At 63.4% G+C, this 14,635-nt stretch carries 15 protein-coding genes; 9 read left to right on the top strand and 6 right to left on the bottom strand.

Going from position 1 to position 14,635, the window contains the following annotated elements; translation table 11 throughout:
- Positions 1 to 7 precede the first annotated feature (7 nt).
- Positions 8 to 640, bottom strand: a complete 633-nt coding sequence (locus tag IRZ12_RS02535) for an alpha/beta hydrolase (protein ID WP_296463752.1) — start codon at positions 638 to 640, stop codon at positions 8 to 10.
- A 227-nt stretch (positions 641 to 867) separates the two neighbouring features.
- On the opposite strand from IRZ12_RS02535, the gene IRZ12_RS02530 reads away from it, so the two are divergent.
- Positions 868 to 1,512: a peroxiredoxin gene (locus IRZ12_RS02530; RefSeq protein ID WP_296463750.1), complete on the top strand. Its 645-nt coding sequence runs from the start codon at positions 868 to 870 to the stop codon at positions 1,510 to 1,512.
- 101 nt (positions 1,513 to 1,613) lie between these two features.
- Positions 1,614 to 2,021, top strand: coding sequence for a DoxX family protein (locus IRZ12_RS02525; protein WP_296463749.1), 408 nt, complete (start codon positions 1,614 to 1,616; stop codon positions 2,019 to 2,021).
- A 45-nt stretch (positions 2,022 to 2,066) separates the two neighbouring features.
- Here IRZ12_RS02525 and IRZ12_RS02520 read toward each other — a convergent pair whose 3' ends face one another.
- Positions 2,067 to 3,026 (bottom strand): CysB family HTH-type transcriptional regulator, encoded by a 960-nt coding sequence (locus IRZ12_RS02520; protein WP_296463747.1) that lies wholly within the window; start codon positions 3,024 to 3,026, stop codon positions 2,067 to 2,069.
- A gap of 236 nt (positions 3,027 to 3,262) precedes the next feature.
- On the opposite strand from IRZ12_RS02520, the gene IRZ12_RS02515 reads away from it, so the two are divergent.
- The 7 genes from IRZ12_RS02515 (at position 3,263) to IRZ12_RS02485 (ending at position 10,222) form a co-directional block, all read left to right on the top strand.
- The gene (locus IRZ12_RS02515; RefSeq protein WP_296463745.1) at positions 3,263 to 4,288 is read left to right on the top strand and encodes a sulfate ABC transporter substrate-binding protein; all 1,026 of its coding nucleotides are present in this window, start codon (positions 3,263 to 3,265) and stop codon (positions 4,286 to 4,288) included.
- 90 nt (positions 4,289 to 4,378) lie between these two features.
- Positions 4,379 to 5,266: a sulfate ABC transporter permease subunit CysT gene (gene cysT / locus IRZ12_RS02510; protein ID WP_296463744.1), complete on the top strand. Its 888-nt coding sequence runs from the start codon at positions 4,379 to 4,381 to the stop codon at positions 5,264 to 5,266.
- A complete protein-coding gene (cysW, locus tag IRZ12_RS02505; protein WP_296463742.1) occupies positions 5,263 to 6,162 on the top strand; it encodes a sulfate ABC transporter permease subunit CysW in 900 nt (299 codons plus the stop codon). Before cysT ends, cysW begins: the two co-directional genes overlap by 4 nt.
- A gap of 20 nt (positions 6,163 to 6,182) precedes the next feature.
- The gene (locus IRZ12_RS02500; RefSeq protein ID WP_296463740.1) at positions 6,183 to 7,241 is read left to right on the top strand and encodes a sulfate ABC transporter ATP-binding protein; all 1,059 of its coding nucleotides are present in this window, start codon (positions 6,183 to 6,185) and stop codon (positions 7,239 to 7,241) included.
- 21 nt (positions 7,242 to 7,262) lie between these two features.
- Complete coding sequence (locus tag IRZ12_RS02495; protein ID WP_296463737.1) at positions 7,263 to 8,003, top strand: phosphoadenylyl-sulfate reductase; 741 nt, start codon at positions 7,263 to 7,265, stop codon at positions 8,001 to 8,003.
- 3 nt (positions 8,004 to 8,006) lie between these two features.
- Entirely contained in the window at positions 8,007 to 8,921 is a 915-nt protein-coding gene (gene cysD, locus IRZ12_RS02490; RefSeq protein WP_296463735.1) for a sulfate adenylyltransferase subunit CysD, read from the top strand.
- Positions 8,921 to 10,222 carry a GTP-binding protein gene (locus IRZ12_RS02485; protein ID WP_296463734.1) on the top strand — a complete coding sequence of 434 codons (1,302 nt, stop codon included), beginning with the start codon at positions 8,921 to 8,923 and terminating at the stop codon, positions 10,220 to 10,222. Before cysD ends, IRZ12_RS02485 begins: the two co-directional genes overlap by 1 nt.
- A 7-nt stretch (positions 10,223 to 10,229) precedes the next feature.
- Here the strand turns inward: IRZ12_RS02485 and IRZ12_RS02480 are convergent, their stop codons facing one another.
- The 4 genes from IRZ12_RS02480 to IRZ12_RS02465 all read right to left on the bottom strand — a co-directional run bounded on the left by IRZ12_RS02480 (position 10,230) and on the right by IRZ12_RS02465 (position 14,595).
- Positions 10,230 to 10,679: a YbaN family protein gene (locus IRZ12_RS02480; RefSeq protein ID WP_296463733.1), complete on the bottom strand. Its 450-nt coding sequence runs from the start codon at positions 10,677 to 10,679 to the stop codon at positions 10,230 to 10,232.
- Between the two features lie 39 nt (positions 10,680 to 10,718).
- Positions 10,719 to 12,851 carry an ATP-dependent helicase gene (locus IRZ12_RS02475; protein ID WP_296463732.1) on the bottom strand — a complete coding sequence of 711 codons (2,133 nt, stop codon included), beginning with the start codon at positions 12,849 to 12,851 and terminating at the stop codon, positions 10,719 to 10,721.
- Between the two features lie 103 nt (positions 12,852 to 12,954).
- Complete coding sequence (locus tag IRZ12_RS02470; RefSeq protein ID WP_296463731.1) at positions 12,955 to 14,019, bottom strand: porin; 1,065 nt, start codon at positions 14,017 to 14,019, stop codon at positions 12,955 to 12,957.
- A gap of 93 nt (positions 14,020 to 14,112) precedes the next feature.
- Positions 14,113 to 14,595, bottom strand: a complete 483-nt coding sequence (locus IRZ12_RS02465; protein WP_296463730.1) for a tripartite tricarboxylate transporter substrate binding protein — start codon at positions 14,593 to 14,595, stop codon at positions 14,113 to 14,115.
- Between the last annotated feature and the right edge of the window lie 40 nt (positions 14,596 to 14,635).

Here is a 14,635-nt window from a genome sequence, read left to right as displayed (position 1 = left end):
GCGGCGTTCAGTGCGAGGCGCGGTGCGGCGAGCGGTGTTGCGGCCCAGCCGAATGCGGAGGAGGCAGGGGCGGCGTGCGGCACGGCGCGATCGGGATTCTCCAGTGTGCCCGCCGCCTCAGCGCGGCAAGCAGCTTCAGTCCGTGCGGCCATGCGCCGAAGCCCGAGTCGGCGTTGATGTGACCGCCGTTTTCGATCTGCTCGAACCTGCTGCCCCAGGCTTGCGCAAATTCTCGAGCCCGTTCCAACGAACAATAAGGATCGTTGGTACTTGCCACGACCACACTCTGGAACGGGAGCGTCTGCATCGGTATGGGGCAGAACGACCGCAGCGCCTCCGGCGCGCCTTCCCGCTCCACGTCGGCCGGCGCGACGAGCAGCGCCCCCGCCACTTTTTCCCGAATGCGTAGCGGCAGGTGGCATACCGTGATGCAGCCGAGGCTGTGAGCGATGAGGAGTGGCGGCCGGGGTGCCGCTTCGATGGCGGCGGCCAGGGCACAAGTCCACTCATGGACGTTGGGGGAAGTCCAATCCCGCTGCTGTACGCGTACTGCGCGGGGTAAACAGGCTTCCCAAAGGCTTTGCCAGTGTGTGGGGCCGGAGTTGTTCCAGCCGGGGACGATCAAAGGTTGCAGTCGCATGAGCACATGATGACGACGAGGCTCATTACTGGGAACAAACAATTTCGCGTTTGTTAATTACCGCAGTTTTTATGGTCGGTCGACAAGGGCTTATACCCAGAAATAAGCATTAACCCATATCTTATTCTGGGTAGATATAAGAATATGTGTAATTGGTCGTTCCCGCCCCCGGGTTGGAGGACCAAAATCTCTGTTTCGGAATTTGCACATTTGGAGAGGAGGCTGCTATGGCTGCACTGCGTCTGGGCGATACCGCGCCCGATTTCGAACAGGATTCTTCGATCGGCCGTATTCGTTTCTATGAGTACCTTGGCGATAGCTGGGGCGTGCTGTTCTCCCACCCGGCCGATTTCACGCCGGTATGCACCACGGAATTGGGTTACACGGCAAAGCTGGCAGACGAATTCGCCAAGCGCAACGTGAAGGTGCTGGCGCTGTCGGTCGATCCGGTCGATTCCCACCAGAAGTGGATCGGGGACATCAACGAAACCCAGAACTGCACCGTGAATTTCCCCATCCTGGCCGATGCCGACCGCAAGGTCTCGACGCTGTACGACATGATCCACCCCAACGCCAGTGCGACGGCTACGGTGCGTTCCGTGTTCATCATCGATCCTGCCAAGAAGGTGCGGCTCACCATTACGTATCCCGCCAGTACCGGCCGCAATTTCGATGAAATCCTGCGCGTGATCGACTCGTTGCAGCTGACGGACAATTACAGCGTGGCCACGCCCGTGAACTGGAAGGACGGCGATGACGTGATCATCGTGCCGACGCTGCAGGATCCGGAAGTCATCAAGCAAAAATTCCCCAAGGGCTATAAGGCTGTGCGGCCCTATTTGCGTATTACGCCGCAGCCGAACAAGCAGTAATGAAAATCCGACGAGGCCGCTGCTGCGGCCTCGCCAGCAGTGCTTGCGCCATGGACATATGATGTAATGCGAGACTTCGTCCTCTACTCCATGCGCAACACATGCTCCAGACCGCAGACGATCTCGGCAAACTCCTGCTTCGCGTAACCATTGGGGTGCTCATGCTGATGCATGGCATCCCCAAAGTCATCGGCGGCATCGGTTTCGTCAAAAGCTTGCTTGCCTCGCATCATTTACCCACGGCGCTCGGGTATTTCGTCTACGTGGGTGAAGTCGTGGCGCCCATCCTCCTGCTCGTCGGCTTGTACGCCCGCGTGGGCGGGTTGCTCGTGGCCATCAACATGGTGGTGGCGATAGCCCTGGCGCACAGCAACCAAATTTTCTCCGTTACCAAGAACGGGGCCTGGGCCTTGGAGCTCCAAGGTCTTTACTTGTTCGGGGGCCTAGTCATCGCGTTGATCGGCGCCGGCCGCTTCAGCGCGGGGGGCAAGAACGGTACCCTGAACTGACGAGAGGGGCGGTGCCTGCTGCGCTTCGACTGGGCTTCTTCGTTGTCAGGCATCGACCGCTTCGGCCGCGTAGTGCGTGGCAGCGCCGTCCTGCCGTTGGGCCGTGATGGTTTCTTGGTCCAGGTGAGGCGCAAACATTTCGATGAACGCGACGGCGAAATTGCGTAGCAAGGCTCCCCGGCGCACGGCGACCCGCGTCATGTTCGATACAAAAAGGTGGTCCGCCGGGATTGCCCGCAGCTTTGCATCCTCGTTGCTGTCGTATGCCATCGCGGCGATGATTCCAATGCCTAGCCCCGCCGCGACATAGGTCTTGATGACGTCGGCATCCATGGCGGTCAGCACGATGTTTGGCGCGATGCCGGCGCTGGCGAAGGCCTGGTCGATGTGTGGACGCCCGGTCAGGCCCGTGTCATAAGTGACGATGGGGTGGCGCGCGAGGGCCTCCAGCGAGGGCTGTACGATGTCCAGCAACGGATGGCCTGGGGGCGCAACGATGATGTGGCTCCAACGGTAGCCGGGAAAGGTCACGAGCCGGATGTCCTGCGCGAGTCCTTCGGTTGCGATGCCGATGTCAGCCTGCCCGTTGGCCACCCATTCGGCGATGTGCTGCGGCGATCCCTGCTGCAGATTGAGGTGCACTTGCGGGAAGCGGCGACGGAATGCCTGGATCACGACGGGCAGGGCGTACCGAGCCTGGGTGTGGGTCGTGGCGATGGATAACCGGCCCTGGTTTCGAATGCTGAAATCCTGCGCGGCGCGCTTGAGGTTCTCCTGTTCCAGCAGCAGCCGGTCGATGATCTTGACGATTTCCTTCCCTGGTTCGGTCAGGCCGGTCAAGCGTTTGCCCGCGCGCTCGAAGATGGCCGTGCCTAATTCGTCTTCCAATTCGCGTATCTGCCGGCTGACGCCGGGCTGCGACGTATAGAGGGTGTTCGCGACTTCCGTGAGGTTGAAATTACGGCGCAGTGCCTCGCGCACCGAGCGTAGTTGCTGGAAATTCAAGACAGTCCTCCTGCAGCGGCTGCGTACGCAGACGACCGCCCATGTTCCGTCGCGGGCGCGAAAAAGAGAACGAAGAATTGAATATTTCCTACTAGCGCGGGTTCATAACGGAAACCTGGTTCTATGTCCGTGCCGGTTTATATCGGCGCGGAATAAGCAACCAGCAAAGATATCGTTCCCTACACCCGGGCTTTTGTCCGATCATTCCACCTCCTTCAAATTCATTGGAGCCGAGCATGGGTTGGTTGTCGGGAAGAAATCTGGGCGTAGCCGTACTGGCGCTGGCGGCCATGGCCGCGTGGCCCGCCGCCGCGCAGCAGAAGCAGACACTGCTGAACGTTTCGTACGACCCGACACGCGAGCTCTATAAAGACCTGGACAAGGCATTCTCGGCCGCTTACAAGAAGAAGACCGGCATCGACGTCACGATCCGCCAGTCCCACGGTGGGTCCGGCAAGCAAGCGCGCGCCGTCATTGACGGCCTCGATGCCGACGTGGTGACGCTGGCGCTCGCCTATGACATCGATGCATTGCACGAACACGGCAAGTTGCTTCCCGCCGACTGGCAAAAGCGTCTGCCGCAGAACAGCTCGCCTTATACGTCCACCATCGTCTTCCTCGTGCGCAAGGGCAATCCCAAGGGGATCAAGGATTGGGGCGATCTGATCAAGCCCGGCGTGTCGGTGATCACGCCCAATCCCAAGACTTCCGGCGGCGCCCGCTGGAACTATCTCGCCGCGTGGGCCTATGCCCTGCAACAGCCGGGCGGCAACGAAGCCAAGGCGCGTGAGTTCATTGCCGAACTCTTCAAGCACGTGCCGGTGCTCGACAGCGGCGCGCGCGGCGCGACCACGACCTTCGTCGAGCGCGGCCAGGGCGACGTGCTGCTGGCTTGGGAGAACGAAGCCCTGCTGTCGCTGAAGGAACTCGGTCCGGACAAGTTCGACATTGTCGCTCCCTCGCTCTCCATCCTCTGCGAGCCACCCGTGGCATTGGTGGACAAGAACGTCGACAAGAAGGGTACGCGCCAGGCCGCGCAAGCTTATCTGGAATACCTGTATACGCCGGAAGCGCAGGAAATCATCGCGAAGAATCATTACCGCCCGCGCGATCCCGCCGTAGCAGCCAAATATGCGTCGGCGTTCCCGAAAGTGAACCTCATCACGATCGACGATGTCTTCGGGGGATGGCAGAAGGCCCAGAAAACGCACTTCGAGGATGGTGGAACCTTCGACCAACTCTACCAACCGGGCAAGCGTTGAGGTGACGTAGCCAAGTTGGAGGAAACGAGGCGACGGCGGCTCGCAGAAACGGGGCCGCCGTTTCGAGCATTCAGTGATATTCGGCAGTCCATGTCTTCCACTTCTACCCTCGGGGCGCTGAGCACGGCCCGGCCGCAACCGCGGCGTGCGAATCGGTACGGCATCCTGCCCGGGTTCGGGCTAAGCATGGGGTTCACGGTGTTCTACCTGAGCCTCATCGTATTGATTCCGCTTTCGACCCTGTTCTTCAAGAGCGCGACGCTGTCCTGGGACGCTTTTTGGGGCGCCGTGAGTGCGCCGCGCGTGGTCGCTTCCTACCGGCTCACCTTTGGTGCTGCATTGGTTGCCGCGCTGGTCAACCTGGTGGCGGGCCTGGCCGTTTCGTGGACGCTCGTTCGCTATGATTTCCCGGGCAAGCGCATTGTCGATGCGCTGGTCGATCTGCCCTTTGCCTTGCCTACCGCCGTTGCAGGCATTTCCCTCACGGCGCTTTATGCGTCCAACGGATGGATGGGCCGCTGGCTCGAACCGCTCGGCGTCAAGGTCGCCTACACGCCGCTGGGCGTCGTCGTCGCACTGATATTCATCGGCTTGCCCTTCGTCGTCAGGACTGTGCAGCCCGTGCTCGAAGATGCCGAGCGCGAGCTCGAGGAAGCGGCCGCGAGCCTCGGCGCAAGCCGCTCGCAAACCTTCGTTCGCGTGCTGCTTCCTACCATCATGCCGGCGTTGCTCACGGGCTTTGCGCTGGCGTTCGCGCGCGCGGTGGGGGAGTACGGATCGGTAGTGTTCATCGCGGGCAACATGCCCATGGTGTCGGAAATTACGCCGCTGCTCATCATCACCAAGCTGGAGCAGTATGACTATGCGGGTGCCGCGGCCATCGCCATGGTCATGTTGATGCTGGCGTTCGTGATGCTGCTGGTCATCAACCTGCTGCAATGGTGGCAGGCCAGGCGTGGGGCGGGGAGGGCGCCATGAGCGTGATTGCACGGTCATCCCCTCACTTGAGCGAGCCGCCGTGGGTCAGGAGCTTGCTGCTCATTGGATCGCTCGGATTCTTGGGGTTGTTCTTGCTGCTGCCGCTGGCGGCCGTGTTCGCCGAGGCGTTCAAGAAGGGCTGGGAGCTCTATGTCGAGGCGTTGGTAGAGCCCGACGCCCTGGCTGCCATTCGCTTGACGCTGACGGTCGCTGGCATTTCCGTCCCGTTGAACCTGCTGCTCGGCGTAGCCGCAGCGTGGGCGATTACCAAGTTCCGCTTCCGCGGCAAGCAGGTGTTGGTGACACTCATCGACCTGCCGTTCTCCGTCTCGCCGGTCGTGGCCGGCCTCATCTACGTCCTGCTTTTCGGCACGCACGGCTGGCTGGGGCCTTTCTTGCAGGCCCACGACGTCAAGATCGTCTATGCCGTTCCCGGCGTGGTGCTGGCGACGCTATTCGTGACCTTTCCCTTCATCGCCCGCGAGTTGATCCCTCTCATGCAGGCGCAGGGAAGCGAGGAGGAGCAGGCGGCGCTGACGCTGGGGGCGTCGGGCTGGCAGATGTTCTGGCGGGTGACGCTGCCCAACATAAAATGGGGCCTGCTTTACGGGGTCATTCTGTGCAATGCGCGGGCCATGGGCGAGTTCGGTGCCGTTTCGGTCGTGTCGGGTCACGTGCGCGGCCTGACCAACACCATCCCGCTGCACGTCGAGATTCTCTACAACGAGTATGCGTACCAGGCGTCGTTCGCCGTAGCCTCGGTGCTCGCGTTGCTGGCGCTCGTGACCCTCATTCTCAAGAGCGTGGTTGAATGGCGCAGCGCCAAGCTGGTCGACGACCAGCCAGCCTCCGAATTTCCAGGCGCCGTGCCGCTGCAATTGAAGGCGGCCGGCTGATCGCCGCAGGGAACGAAAACATGAGTATTGAAGTCCGCAATCTATCCAAGCGTTTCGGGAGTTTCCAAGCCCTCAAGGACGTGTCGCTGCATATCGAGTCAGGAGAGTTGGTGGCCCTGCTCGGGCCGTCCGGCTGCGGCAAGACTACCCTGTTGCGCATCATCGCGGGATTGGAGACGCCCGACGAGGGCAGCGTCTATTTTTCCGGTGAGGACGCCACCGACGTGCACGTGCGCGAACGCCAGGTCGGATTCGTGTTCCAGCACTACGCGCTCTTTCGCCACATGACGGTGTTCGAGAACGTGGCGTTCGGCTTACGCGTCAAGCCTCGCAGCCAGCGCCCTTCGGAGGAACAGATCAGGGAGAAGGTCCACCGCCTGCTCAACCTGGTCCAGCTCGATTGGCTGGCCGACCGTTATCCGTCGCAGCTCTCTGGCGGCCAGCGCCAGCGTATCGCGTTGGCGCGCGCGCTGGCGGTCGAACCGCGCGTGCTCTTGCTCGATGAGCCGTTCGGCGCGCTCGATGCGAAAGTGCGCAAGGAGCTGCGGCGGTGGCTGCGCCGCCTGCACGATGAGCTGCACGTGGCCAGCGTGTTCGTGACGCACGACCAGGAGGAGGCCCTGGAAGTGGCGGATCGCGTGGTGCTGATGAATGCCGGCAGCATCGAGCAGGTCGGGACCCCGACGGAAGTCTGGGAGCGGCCGGCCACGCCCTTCGTCTACGGGTTCCTAGGCGACGTGAACCAGTTCCGCGGCAAAGCCCACGCGGGCGTTCTGCATGTAGACGGTTTGGCCATTCCCACGCCCGAGCTGGCGGATGCCCAACACGCCAACGCCACCGCCTACGTGCGGCCGCACGAGTTCGACGTGCAGCGATACAGCGAAGGCGATGTCGGCCTGGTGACGATCTTCAACCGTGCCTACCTGTCTGGCCCGAGTGCTTATCTCGAATTGACCCGCCAGGGGTCGAATGAACCGATCGAGGTCCAACTGCCCGCCGAGGTGTTCCGGCAGCTCGACCTGAAAGGCGGCGAGGCACTCTTGGTGAAGCCGCGCAATGCCCAGGTGTTCCTCACCTGACAAATGGGATCCCGTCCAGGAATGACCGCTACCTCTTCTTCAATTGCGCCGCGGTGGAGCGAACTGGTGGAGCGCTTGGCGCAGGTCGCCCGCTCGCATGCCGACGTGGCGCTCGCCTCCTCGCTGGCCGCCGAAGACATGGTGCTCACGCATGCCGTCTTCGAGAACGACCTGTCGATCGACATTTTTACGCTCGACACGGGGCGGCTCAATACCGAGACCGTGGCGATGGTCGATCGCATCGCTGAGCGCTATGGTCGCTCCATTCACGTCGTCCGCCCGGATCCGGCGGCGGTCGAAAAGTACGTCAGCACGCACGGCCAGAACGCATTCTATGAAAGCGTGGCGCTGCGCAAGGCCTGTTGCGAAATCCGAAAGGTCGAGCCGCTGCGCGGAGTGCTGGCGGGCCGCAGCGCGTGGATCACGGGCCAGCGGCGCGAACAGGCCGTGACGCGCGGGGAATTGCCGCTCGACGAGCACGACCCGGTATTTGGCTTGCATAAATACAACCCGCTCGCGCTTTGGACCCACGAGGAAGTCTGGGCCGTCATTCGCGCCTTCGACATTCCCTACAACCCGCTCCACGACCGCGGTTATCCCTCCATCGGGTGCGAGCCCTGTACCCGCGCCATCCGGCCAGGCGAGGACTTGCGCGCCGGCCGCTGGTGGTGGGAGTCGTCCGACTCCAAAGAATGCGGCTTGCATGCCGGCAACCTGTCGGCCATTCCGGTCTCCGTCGTTACAACCAAGTCATCAGCCTGAACCATGCCCGCCATCTCGAACACTACGCGCAGCCATCTCGATTGGCTGGAATCAGAAGCTATCTTCATCATGCGCGAAGTCGCGGCCGAATGCGCCCGGCCAGTGCTGCTGTTTTCCGGAGGCAAGGATTCCTGCGTGCTGCTCAGGCTGGCGGAAAAGGCATTCAGGCCCGGTAAGTTTCCATTTCCGCTGATGCACATCGATACCGGGCACAACTTCGACGAAGTCATCGCATTCCGCGACGCACGCGCGGCCGAGCTGGGCGAAGCGTTGATCGTGCGCAGCGTGGAGGACTCCATCCGGCGCGGCACCGTCGTGCTGCGCAAGGAAACCGATTCGCGCAATGCGGCCCAGGCCGTCACGCTGCTCGAGGCCATCGAGGAATTCGGTTTCGACGCCTGCATAGGGGGTGCGCGGCGCGATGAAGAGAAGGCGCGCGCCAAGGAACGCATTTTTTCGTTCCGCGACGAGTTCGGCCAATGGAATCCGAAGGCGCAGCGGCCGGAGCTCTGGAACCTCTACAACACCCGGGTGCACGCCGGGGAGAACATGCGGGTATTTCCGATCTCCAACTGGACCGAGCTCGACGTGTGGCAATACATCGCGCGCGAGAACCTGGCGCTGCCCTCGATCTATTACGCGCATCGGCGCGACGTGGTCCGGCGCAACGGCCTCCTGGTGCCGGTGACGCCGTTGACGCCGCCGCGCGAAGGCGAGCGCGTGGAGAACCTGTCGGTCCGATTCCGTACCGTGGGCGACATTTCGTGCACCTGCCCGGTGGCGTCCGAGGCTGCCGACCCGCAGGCCATCATCGCCGAGACCGCGGTGACGGACATCACCGAGCGGGGCGCCACGCGCATGGATGACCAGACCTCGGAGGCTTCGATGGAGCGCCGCAAGAAGGAAGGATATTTCTGATGAACGTCATGACCGATCCCGAATTTTTCTCCGCCGCCGACAACGGAGTGTTGCGCTTGATCACGGCCGGTTCCGTGGATGACGGCAAGTCGACGCTGATCGGGCGGCTGCTCTACGACAGCAAAGGGGTGTTCGCCGACCAGCTTGATGCCATTTCGCGCGCCAAGTACAAGCGCACGGTAGGCAATACCATCGACCTGTCGCTGCTCACCGACGGCCTGGAGGCTGAACGGGAGCAAGGCATCACCATCGATGTGGCGTATCGATATTTCTCGACGCCAGCGCGCAAATTCATCATTGCCGATGCGCCCGGCCATGAGCAGTACACGCGGAATATGGTGACGGGCGCATCGACCGCCGACGTCGCCGTCATCTTGATCGATGCGACGCGCGTCGCGGACGGCCAGCTGTTGACCCAAACCAAGCGGCACAGCACGCTTGCCCATTTGCTCGGCATCCGCCACATCGTCGTGGCGGTGAACAAGATGGATCTCGTGGATTGGAGCCAGTCCGCGTTCGAGCGCATCCGCGATGCTTACGGCGTGCTGGCGGCCAAGCTGGGGATTGCGGGTTTCCACATCCTGCCGCTTTCGGCGCTCACCGGCGACAACGTCGTGGGCAAGTCGGCACGCACGCCATGGTACGACGGTCCGGCTTTGCTGGAGCTGCTCGAGCGCCTGGAGGTGCGGGCTGATGCACCGGCCAAGGCCTTCCGCTTTCCGGTCCAGATGGTCGCGCGCCATGGTGGGGACCGGGCCGATGATTTCCGCGGGTACATGGGGCAGGTCGCGAGCGGGTCCGTGCGCGTCGGTGATCGCGTGCAGATCCAGCCCTCCGGCGTGACGGCCACGGTGAAGTCGCTGGTGGTTTACGGCGGGCAGGTCGACCATGCCGTGGCGGGGGATTCGATCACCATCGTGCTCAATGAAGACGTGGATGCTTCGCGTGGAGACGTGCTGGTGCATGAGTCCGCGCCGGCCACGGTGTCGCGGCAGTTCCAGGCCGACCTATGCTGGCTGGACACGCAGCCTTTGAACCCGGCACGCAAATACCTGTTGAAGCACGGCACCCGCCTGACCTCTGCCAAGATCAAGGGCGTGCTGTCGCGGCGGGACATCCATGAGTTGGGAGAGATTCCTGGGAACGAGGCGCCTTTTGCGATGAACGACATTGGTCGCGTGGAGCTGGCTACGCGCGATGCGCTCGCCCTTGATCGCTACGACGACATACCGGCTACCGGCGCGTTCATCCTGATCGACGAGGCGACGAACCAGACTGCCGCCGCAGGCATGGTGAGGTAACAAATCGTCAAGTGCGGTTTCCGGAAGCATCGTCGCGACGACGTTCGGTGGGTGAGTGGTCGCCCAGGGGTTCCGGTCGCATCCACAACCAAATCGCAACCGTCGCCATGAAGCCGGTGGCGAGAATTGCGGCCCAGGGCGGGGCAGGCGTGATGAACAGCAGCGCGGCGCATGCGCCCATCATGAGCGTTGCGCTCCACTTCGCCCGGCGGCTGACCGCACCCTGTGTGCGCCAGTTGCGGATCATCGGTCCGAACAGGGGGTGATTTTCCATCCATGCCAGCAAGCGGGGCGAGCCGCGAGCAGCGAACCAAGCCGCCAGCAAGATGAATACCGTCGTCGGCAGCCCCGGCACAAAGATGCCAACGATGCCTAGCGCCAAGCACAGCGCCGCCGCAAGCAGCGCCAAACCCCTGACGAGGGGGCTGGGATGCGGCGATGGCGGTCGTTCCTGCATGATGCTATGCGGAAGTGCTAGCGGGTACTGCCGATTGTTTCATGATCGGCCGCCGTCGTCATCGGACGGCAGCCATTTACTGAAAGGCCGTTTCGGCATCGCGGCCGATATCCACCATTTCCTCTGCACGTTGTCCCACTGCGCGCCCAGCTGTTTGGCCGCGTCTTTCTCTGCGTAGGGCACATCCAGGTAGATGCGGGGCCGGCTTGGTGGCACGACGGGGGATGCACGCGCCGCGCGCCGCGCAGCGGGGAGGTCGAGCGCGCGCATGAAATGACTTTCTTTTCCCGCCGGAGTGTAGAGAAACAGCTGGTCGCTGGTTCGCGTGATCGCGACATAGAACAGCCTCCGTTCTTCTCCGGGCTCGGCCTGTGCCTGCGGAAACTCGCCGTCGGCCACGAAGGGAATGTGGACGTAGCGCCACTCCTTGCCCTTGGCTGCCCGCGCCGTCGTGAGCGTCACGGCGTATTGGCGTTGCTTGAGCGTGCCGGCGCGCTTCTGCGCCTGGTGCAGGTGGTCGAGCAAGCCCGCCGCGTCGAGCGCGGTCAAGCGGGCATAGCCGATGAACCCGTCGATGGAGGCGGAGACCGCATGGGCGTCCTGCTTGTGCACGAAGAGCCTGCGAGTCACGGAAACGAGCTGCAGCGCTTCGGCGGCCAGGGCGAGCAGTTCGCCGGCAGGGACGTGCGCGGCCCGTGCGATCAGGTCATTGCATACGTCGGCGAAGCGGGCGCGCCAGCGGCGCGTCGCCGGGTCGACGGCTTCTTGCGTTTCGGACGTGCGGCTCAATTGGCCGCTGTAGAAATAGCGGATGGTGTCGGGATCGGTCGCGATCGTGCGCTCCGCCTCCGCCCACTCCTTTTCGGTATGGGTCAGGCCTGCGAATAGCCCCAGCGCGCGCAATACGGCCCCGACCTCGCGCCGGTCGCGCACCGGAGCCATTGAGCCCCGCGCAATATGGAGAATGCCGCGCAGCATGAGTATCTCGATCCGGTCGAAATAGCTGGGACAGCCTTCGGTGACGTAGGGGACGTCGCGGGCGATCAACGCGTTTTCCAGCGCGATGCTTTGGTGGGCGTCGCGCAAGATGACGGCGCAATTGGCCAGGTCACGCCCGCCGCCGGCCGATGCCACCCGCGCCAGTTGGTCCGCGACTTTGGCGGCGCCATCCTCTGCGCTGCCGTCGTAGTGGACGATTTCCACCTCCGTGTCGCCTTGGCGTCCGGACAGGAACTCTTGCGACGTGAGCGCCTGCGCGCAGGCGCCCAGCGTGGGGCCACAGCGGAACGACCGGCTCAGCGGCAGTCGCCGGGTGCCGGGAAACGCCTCTTCGAAGGCCGCACCCATGTAGCGCGGGTCGGCGCCGTTCCAGGCGTGGACGACTTGTTCCTTGTCGCCCGCCGCGATGATGCGGGTGCCCGGTCCTGTGAGGCGGCGCAGCAGGGTGATGTGGGCAGCATTGGCGTCATGCCATTCGTCTGCCGCGATGAGGGCGGGGCAGGGTAGAGCGACGACGTCGGGTAACTCGTCGCAGACCGCGAGCACGTCGGTGACCAGGTCATGTTCGCTCTGGAAGGCGAAGTGGCCGGCCTCGAGTCGGCGCAAGCGCTCGTAAGTGCGGCAGATGGACACCAGTCCCCGCGGCAGGTCGAGCTCTTCGGCCAGTTCCGCGTCCGATGCGTCGGCATGGCGGGCGAGCGCCAAGGTTCCCTTGAGGCGCGAGAGCTGGTTGATGACGATTTCCGCGTGCAGGTTGGTCAGGTCGTAGGCGTAGTCTCGGTCGGCGCGGGGGTCGGCGGCGGCTTCCTCGATTGCCTCGAAGACGTAGGGGCGCATTGCTTCGGCATTGCCCAGGTACACCTCGGCGCCTTCAATCAATCCTTGCGCCTGCCAGGCTTGGAATATCGTGCGCGCAAATGCCGAATACGTGGCTACGCCCACGGCGCGGGAGGCCCCTGCCTCGGCAAGGCGGCGGCGGAAAACCTGCTCGGCGGCATCGGTGAACACCAGTGCCAGGATTTCCTCGGCCGGCGTTCCTTGGCGCTCGCGGTACGCCACGCAATGCGCCAGCGTGGTGGTCTTGCCGGAACCGGCCACGGCTTCGATGAGCAGGAATCTGCTGCTCTGCGAGACGATCTGCCGCTGTTCCGGCGTCAGCAATAAGGCACTCATGGGTGCCAGTGTAAACCGGGGGGGCCGGGGTCCACCCCGCGGACCGCCGCGCTGTTCCGCAGGGCATTCCCTGGAGGTGCCCCGCTCCGGGGCGGCCATCGGATCAGAATTGGTGATTGATGCCGAAGCTGAACGCTCGGTTGCCCGCGGTCAGGTTGCCCACGTCATTGGCGTTCCACACCCGATAGAAGCCCGTGGGGGAGGTGTTGGCGGCCTTATTGTGGATGTAGGCATACGACGCGTACAGGCTGGTGCGCTTGGACAGCGCGTAGACGTAGCCGATCGCATACTGTTGCGCGTCGAAATCGTCGGCCGTGCGGTCGTCTTTGTTGATGTAGGAAAGAATCACGCGCCCGCGGCCCATGGGCACCACGGCGCCGACCAAAATGTCCTGCGATTTGTAATTCGGCGTGCCGGGGACGATGGCGCCCCGGTTGATGACGTAGTTTAGATAGCCGATTACCGGACCGAAGTCGTAGCGCACGCCCAGGAACGTTTCCTTGGCATCCCTGCCTGGACCGTTCGCATCCTTGGCGTTGGCGTAAGCAATCTTCCCGCGGAATGCCCCCTGCGCGTAACCCAGGGAGGCGCCATACTGGTCGTTGGTGCTGCCGTTCGTCGTTTCGCCCGGGGCGTAGGAGGCTTCCAGCTCCAAGCCGTACAGCGTAGGCGAGTTGTACTTGACTGTATTGTCGGCGCGGTTGTTGCCGCCGCGACCGCCTGCCGAGATCAGGTTGGCGGAGGTACCGGCCATGCCGGTCGAGAACGGGTCGAACTCGACCTGCGCAACGGCCACCGTGGTGTATTGGCGACCTAGGCTCACCCGGCCGTAGGGCGATCCCAGCCCGACCAGCGCCTGCCGGCCGAACAAGGTTCCGCCTTGGCCGGACATGCCAGTGTCCATGAGGATGCCGGCTTCCAGCGTGAAGAACGCGCTCAATCCTGAACCGAGGTCCTCGTGTCCGCGGAAGCCCAGGCGCGACCCGGACATCATGCCGCTGGTGAGCTTGTTGCGCGAGCCATCGGCGGCACCGCTTTCGTGCACGAAACCCATGTCGGCGACGCCGTACACGGTGACGCCGGTGGTTTGGGCGTGGGCGGCTCCCATGCCGGCCAACAGGCAGGCAAAGGCATACCGCTTCATGGTGGTTTGACCGACCTTGAACATGTTGTCTTCCAAAGGAATGCGTGCCCGCGCCGGGCACGGGGAGGGTGGCAGCGTCAGCCCGCAAAGCGCTGACGCCGGGGATAGCGGTGCTTCTTAGTTCGCCTGGATGCCGAATTCTTTGATGAGGCGGGCGTAGCGCGTGTCTTCGGCAGCGATGCGCCGGGCCAAGGTCTCCGGCGCGCCGCCGGTGAGCGTGAGGCCCATCACTTGGGTCCGGGAGACGATGTCCGGCATCTTGATGATCTCGTTGACGGCTGCGTTGAGCTTTTGGACCACGTCGGCCGGGAGACCGCGTGGCCCGAGGAGAGCCTGCCAGGCTCCGACTTCGACATTCTTGTAGCCTAGCTCGGTGAAGGTGGGCACGTCGGGAGCGAAGGGCGACCGCTGCGCGTCGGCGACGGCCAGCAGGCGGAGCTTGCCCTCAGCGACGTAGGAGACGATGGGTCCGAGCGTCGTGTACATCAGCGGAACCTGTCCGCCCACCAAGTCCACGATGGCGGGCGCGCTGCCGCGATACGGGATTTGCGTGATGCGCGTTCCCGCTGCCTTGTCGAAGAGCTCCGCCAGGATATGCATGGGCGATCCCTCAGGGCCTGGCAAGGAATTTATATGAAGA

This window comes from Pigmentiphaga sp. (genome assembly GCF_019689535.1).
GTDB lineage: Bacteria > Pseudomonadota > Gammaproteobacteria > Burkholderiales > Burkholderiaceae_B > Pigmentiphaga.
The sequence above is the reverse complement of the archived record's forward strand: the minus strand, read 5'-3'. Positions and strand labels throughout refer to the sequence as shown.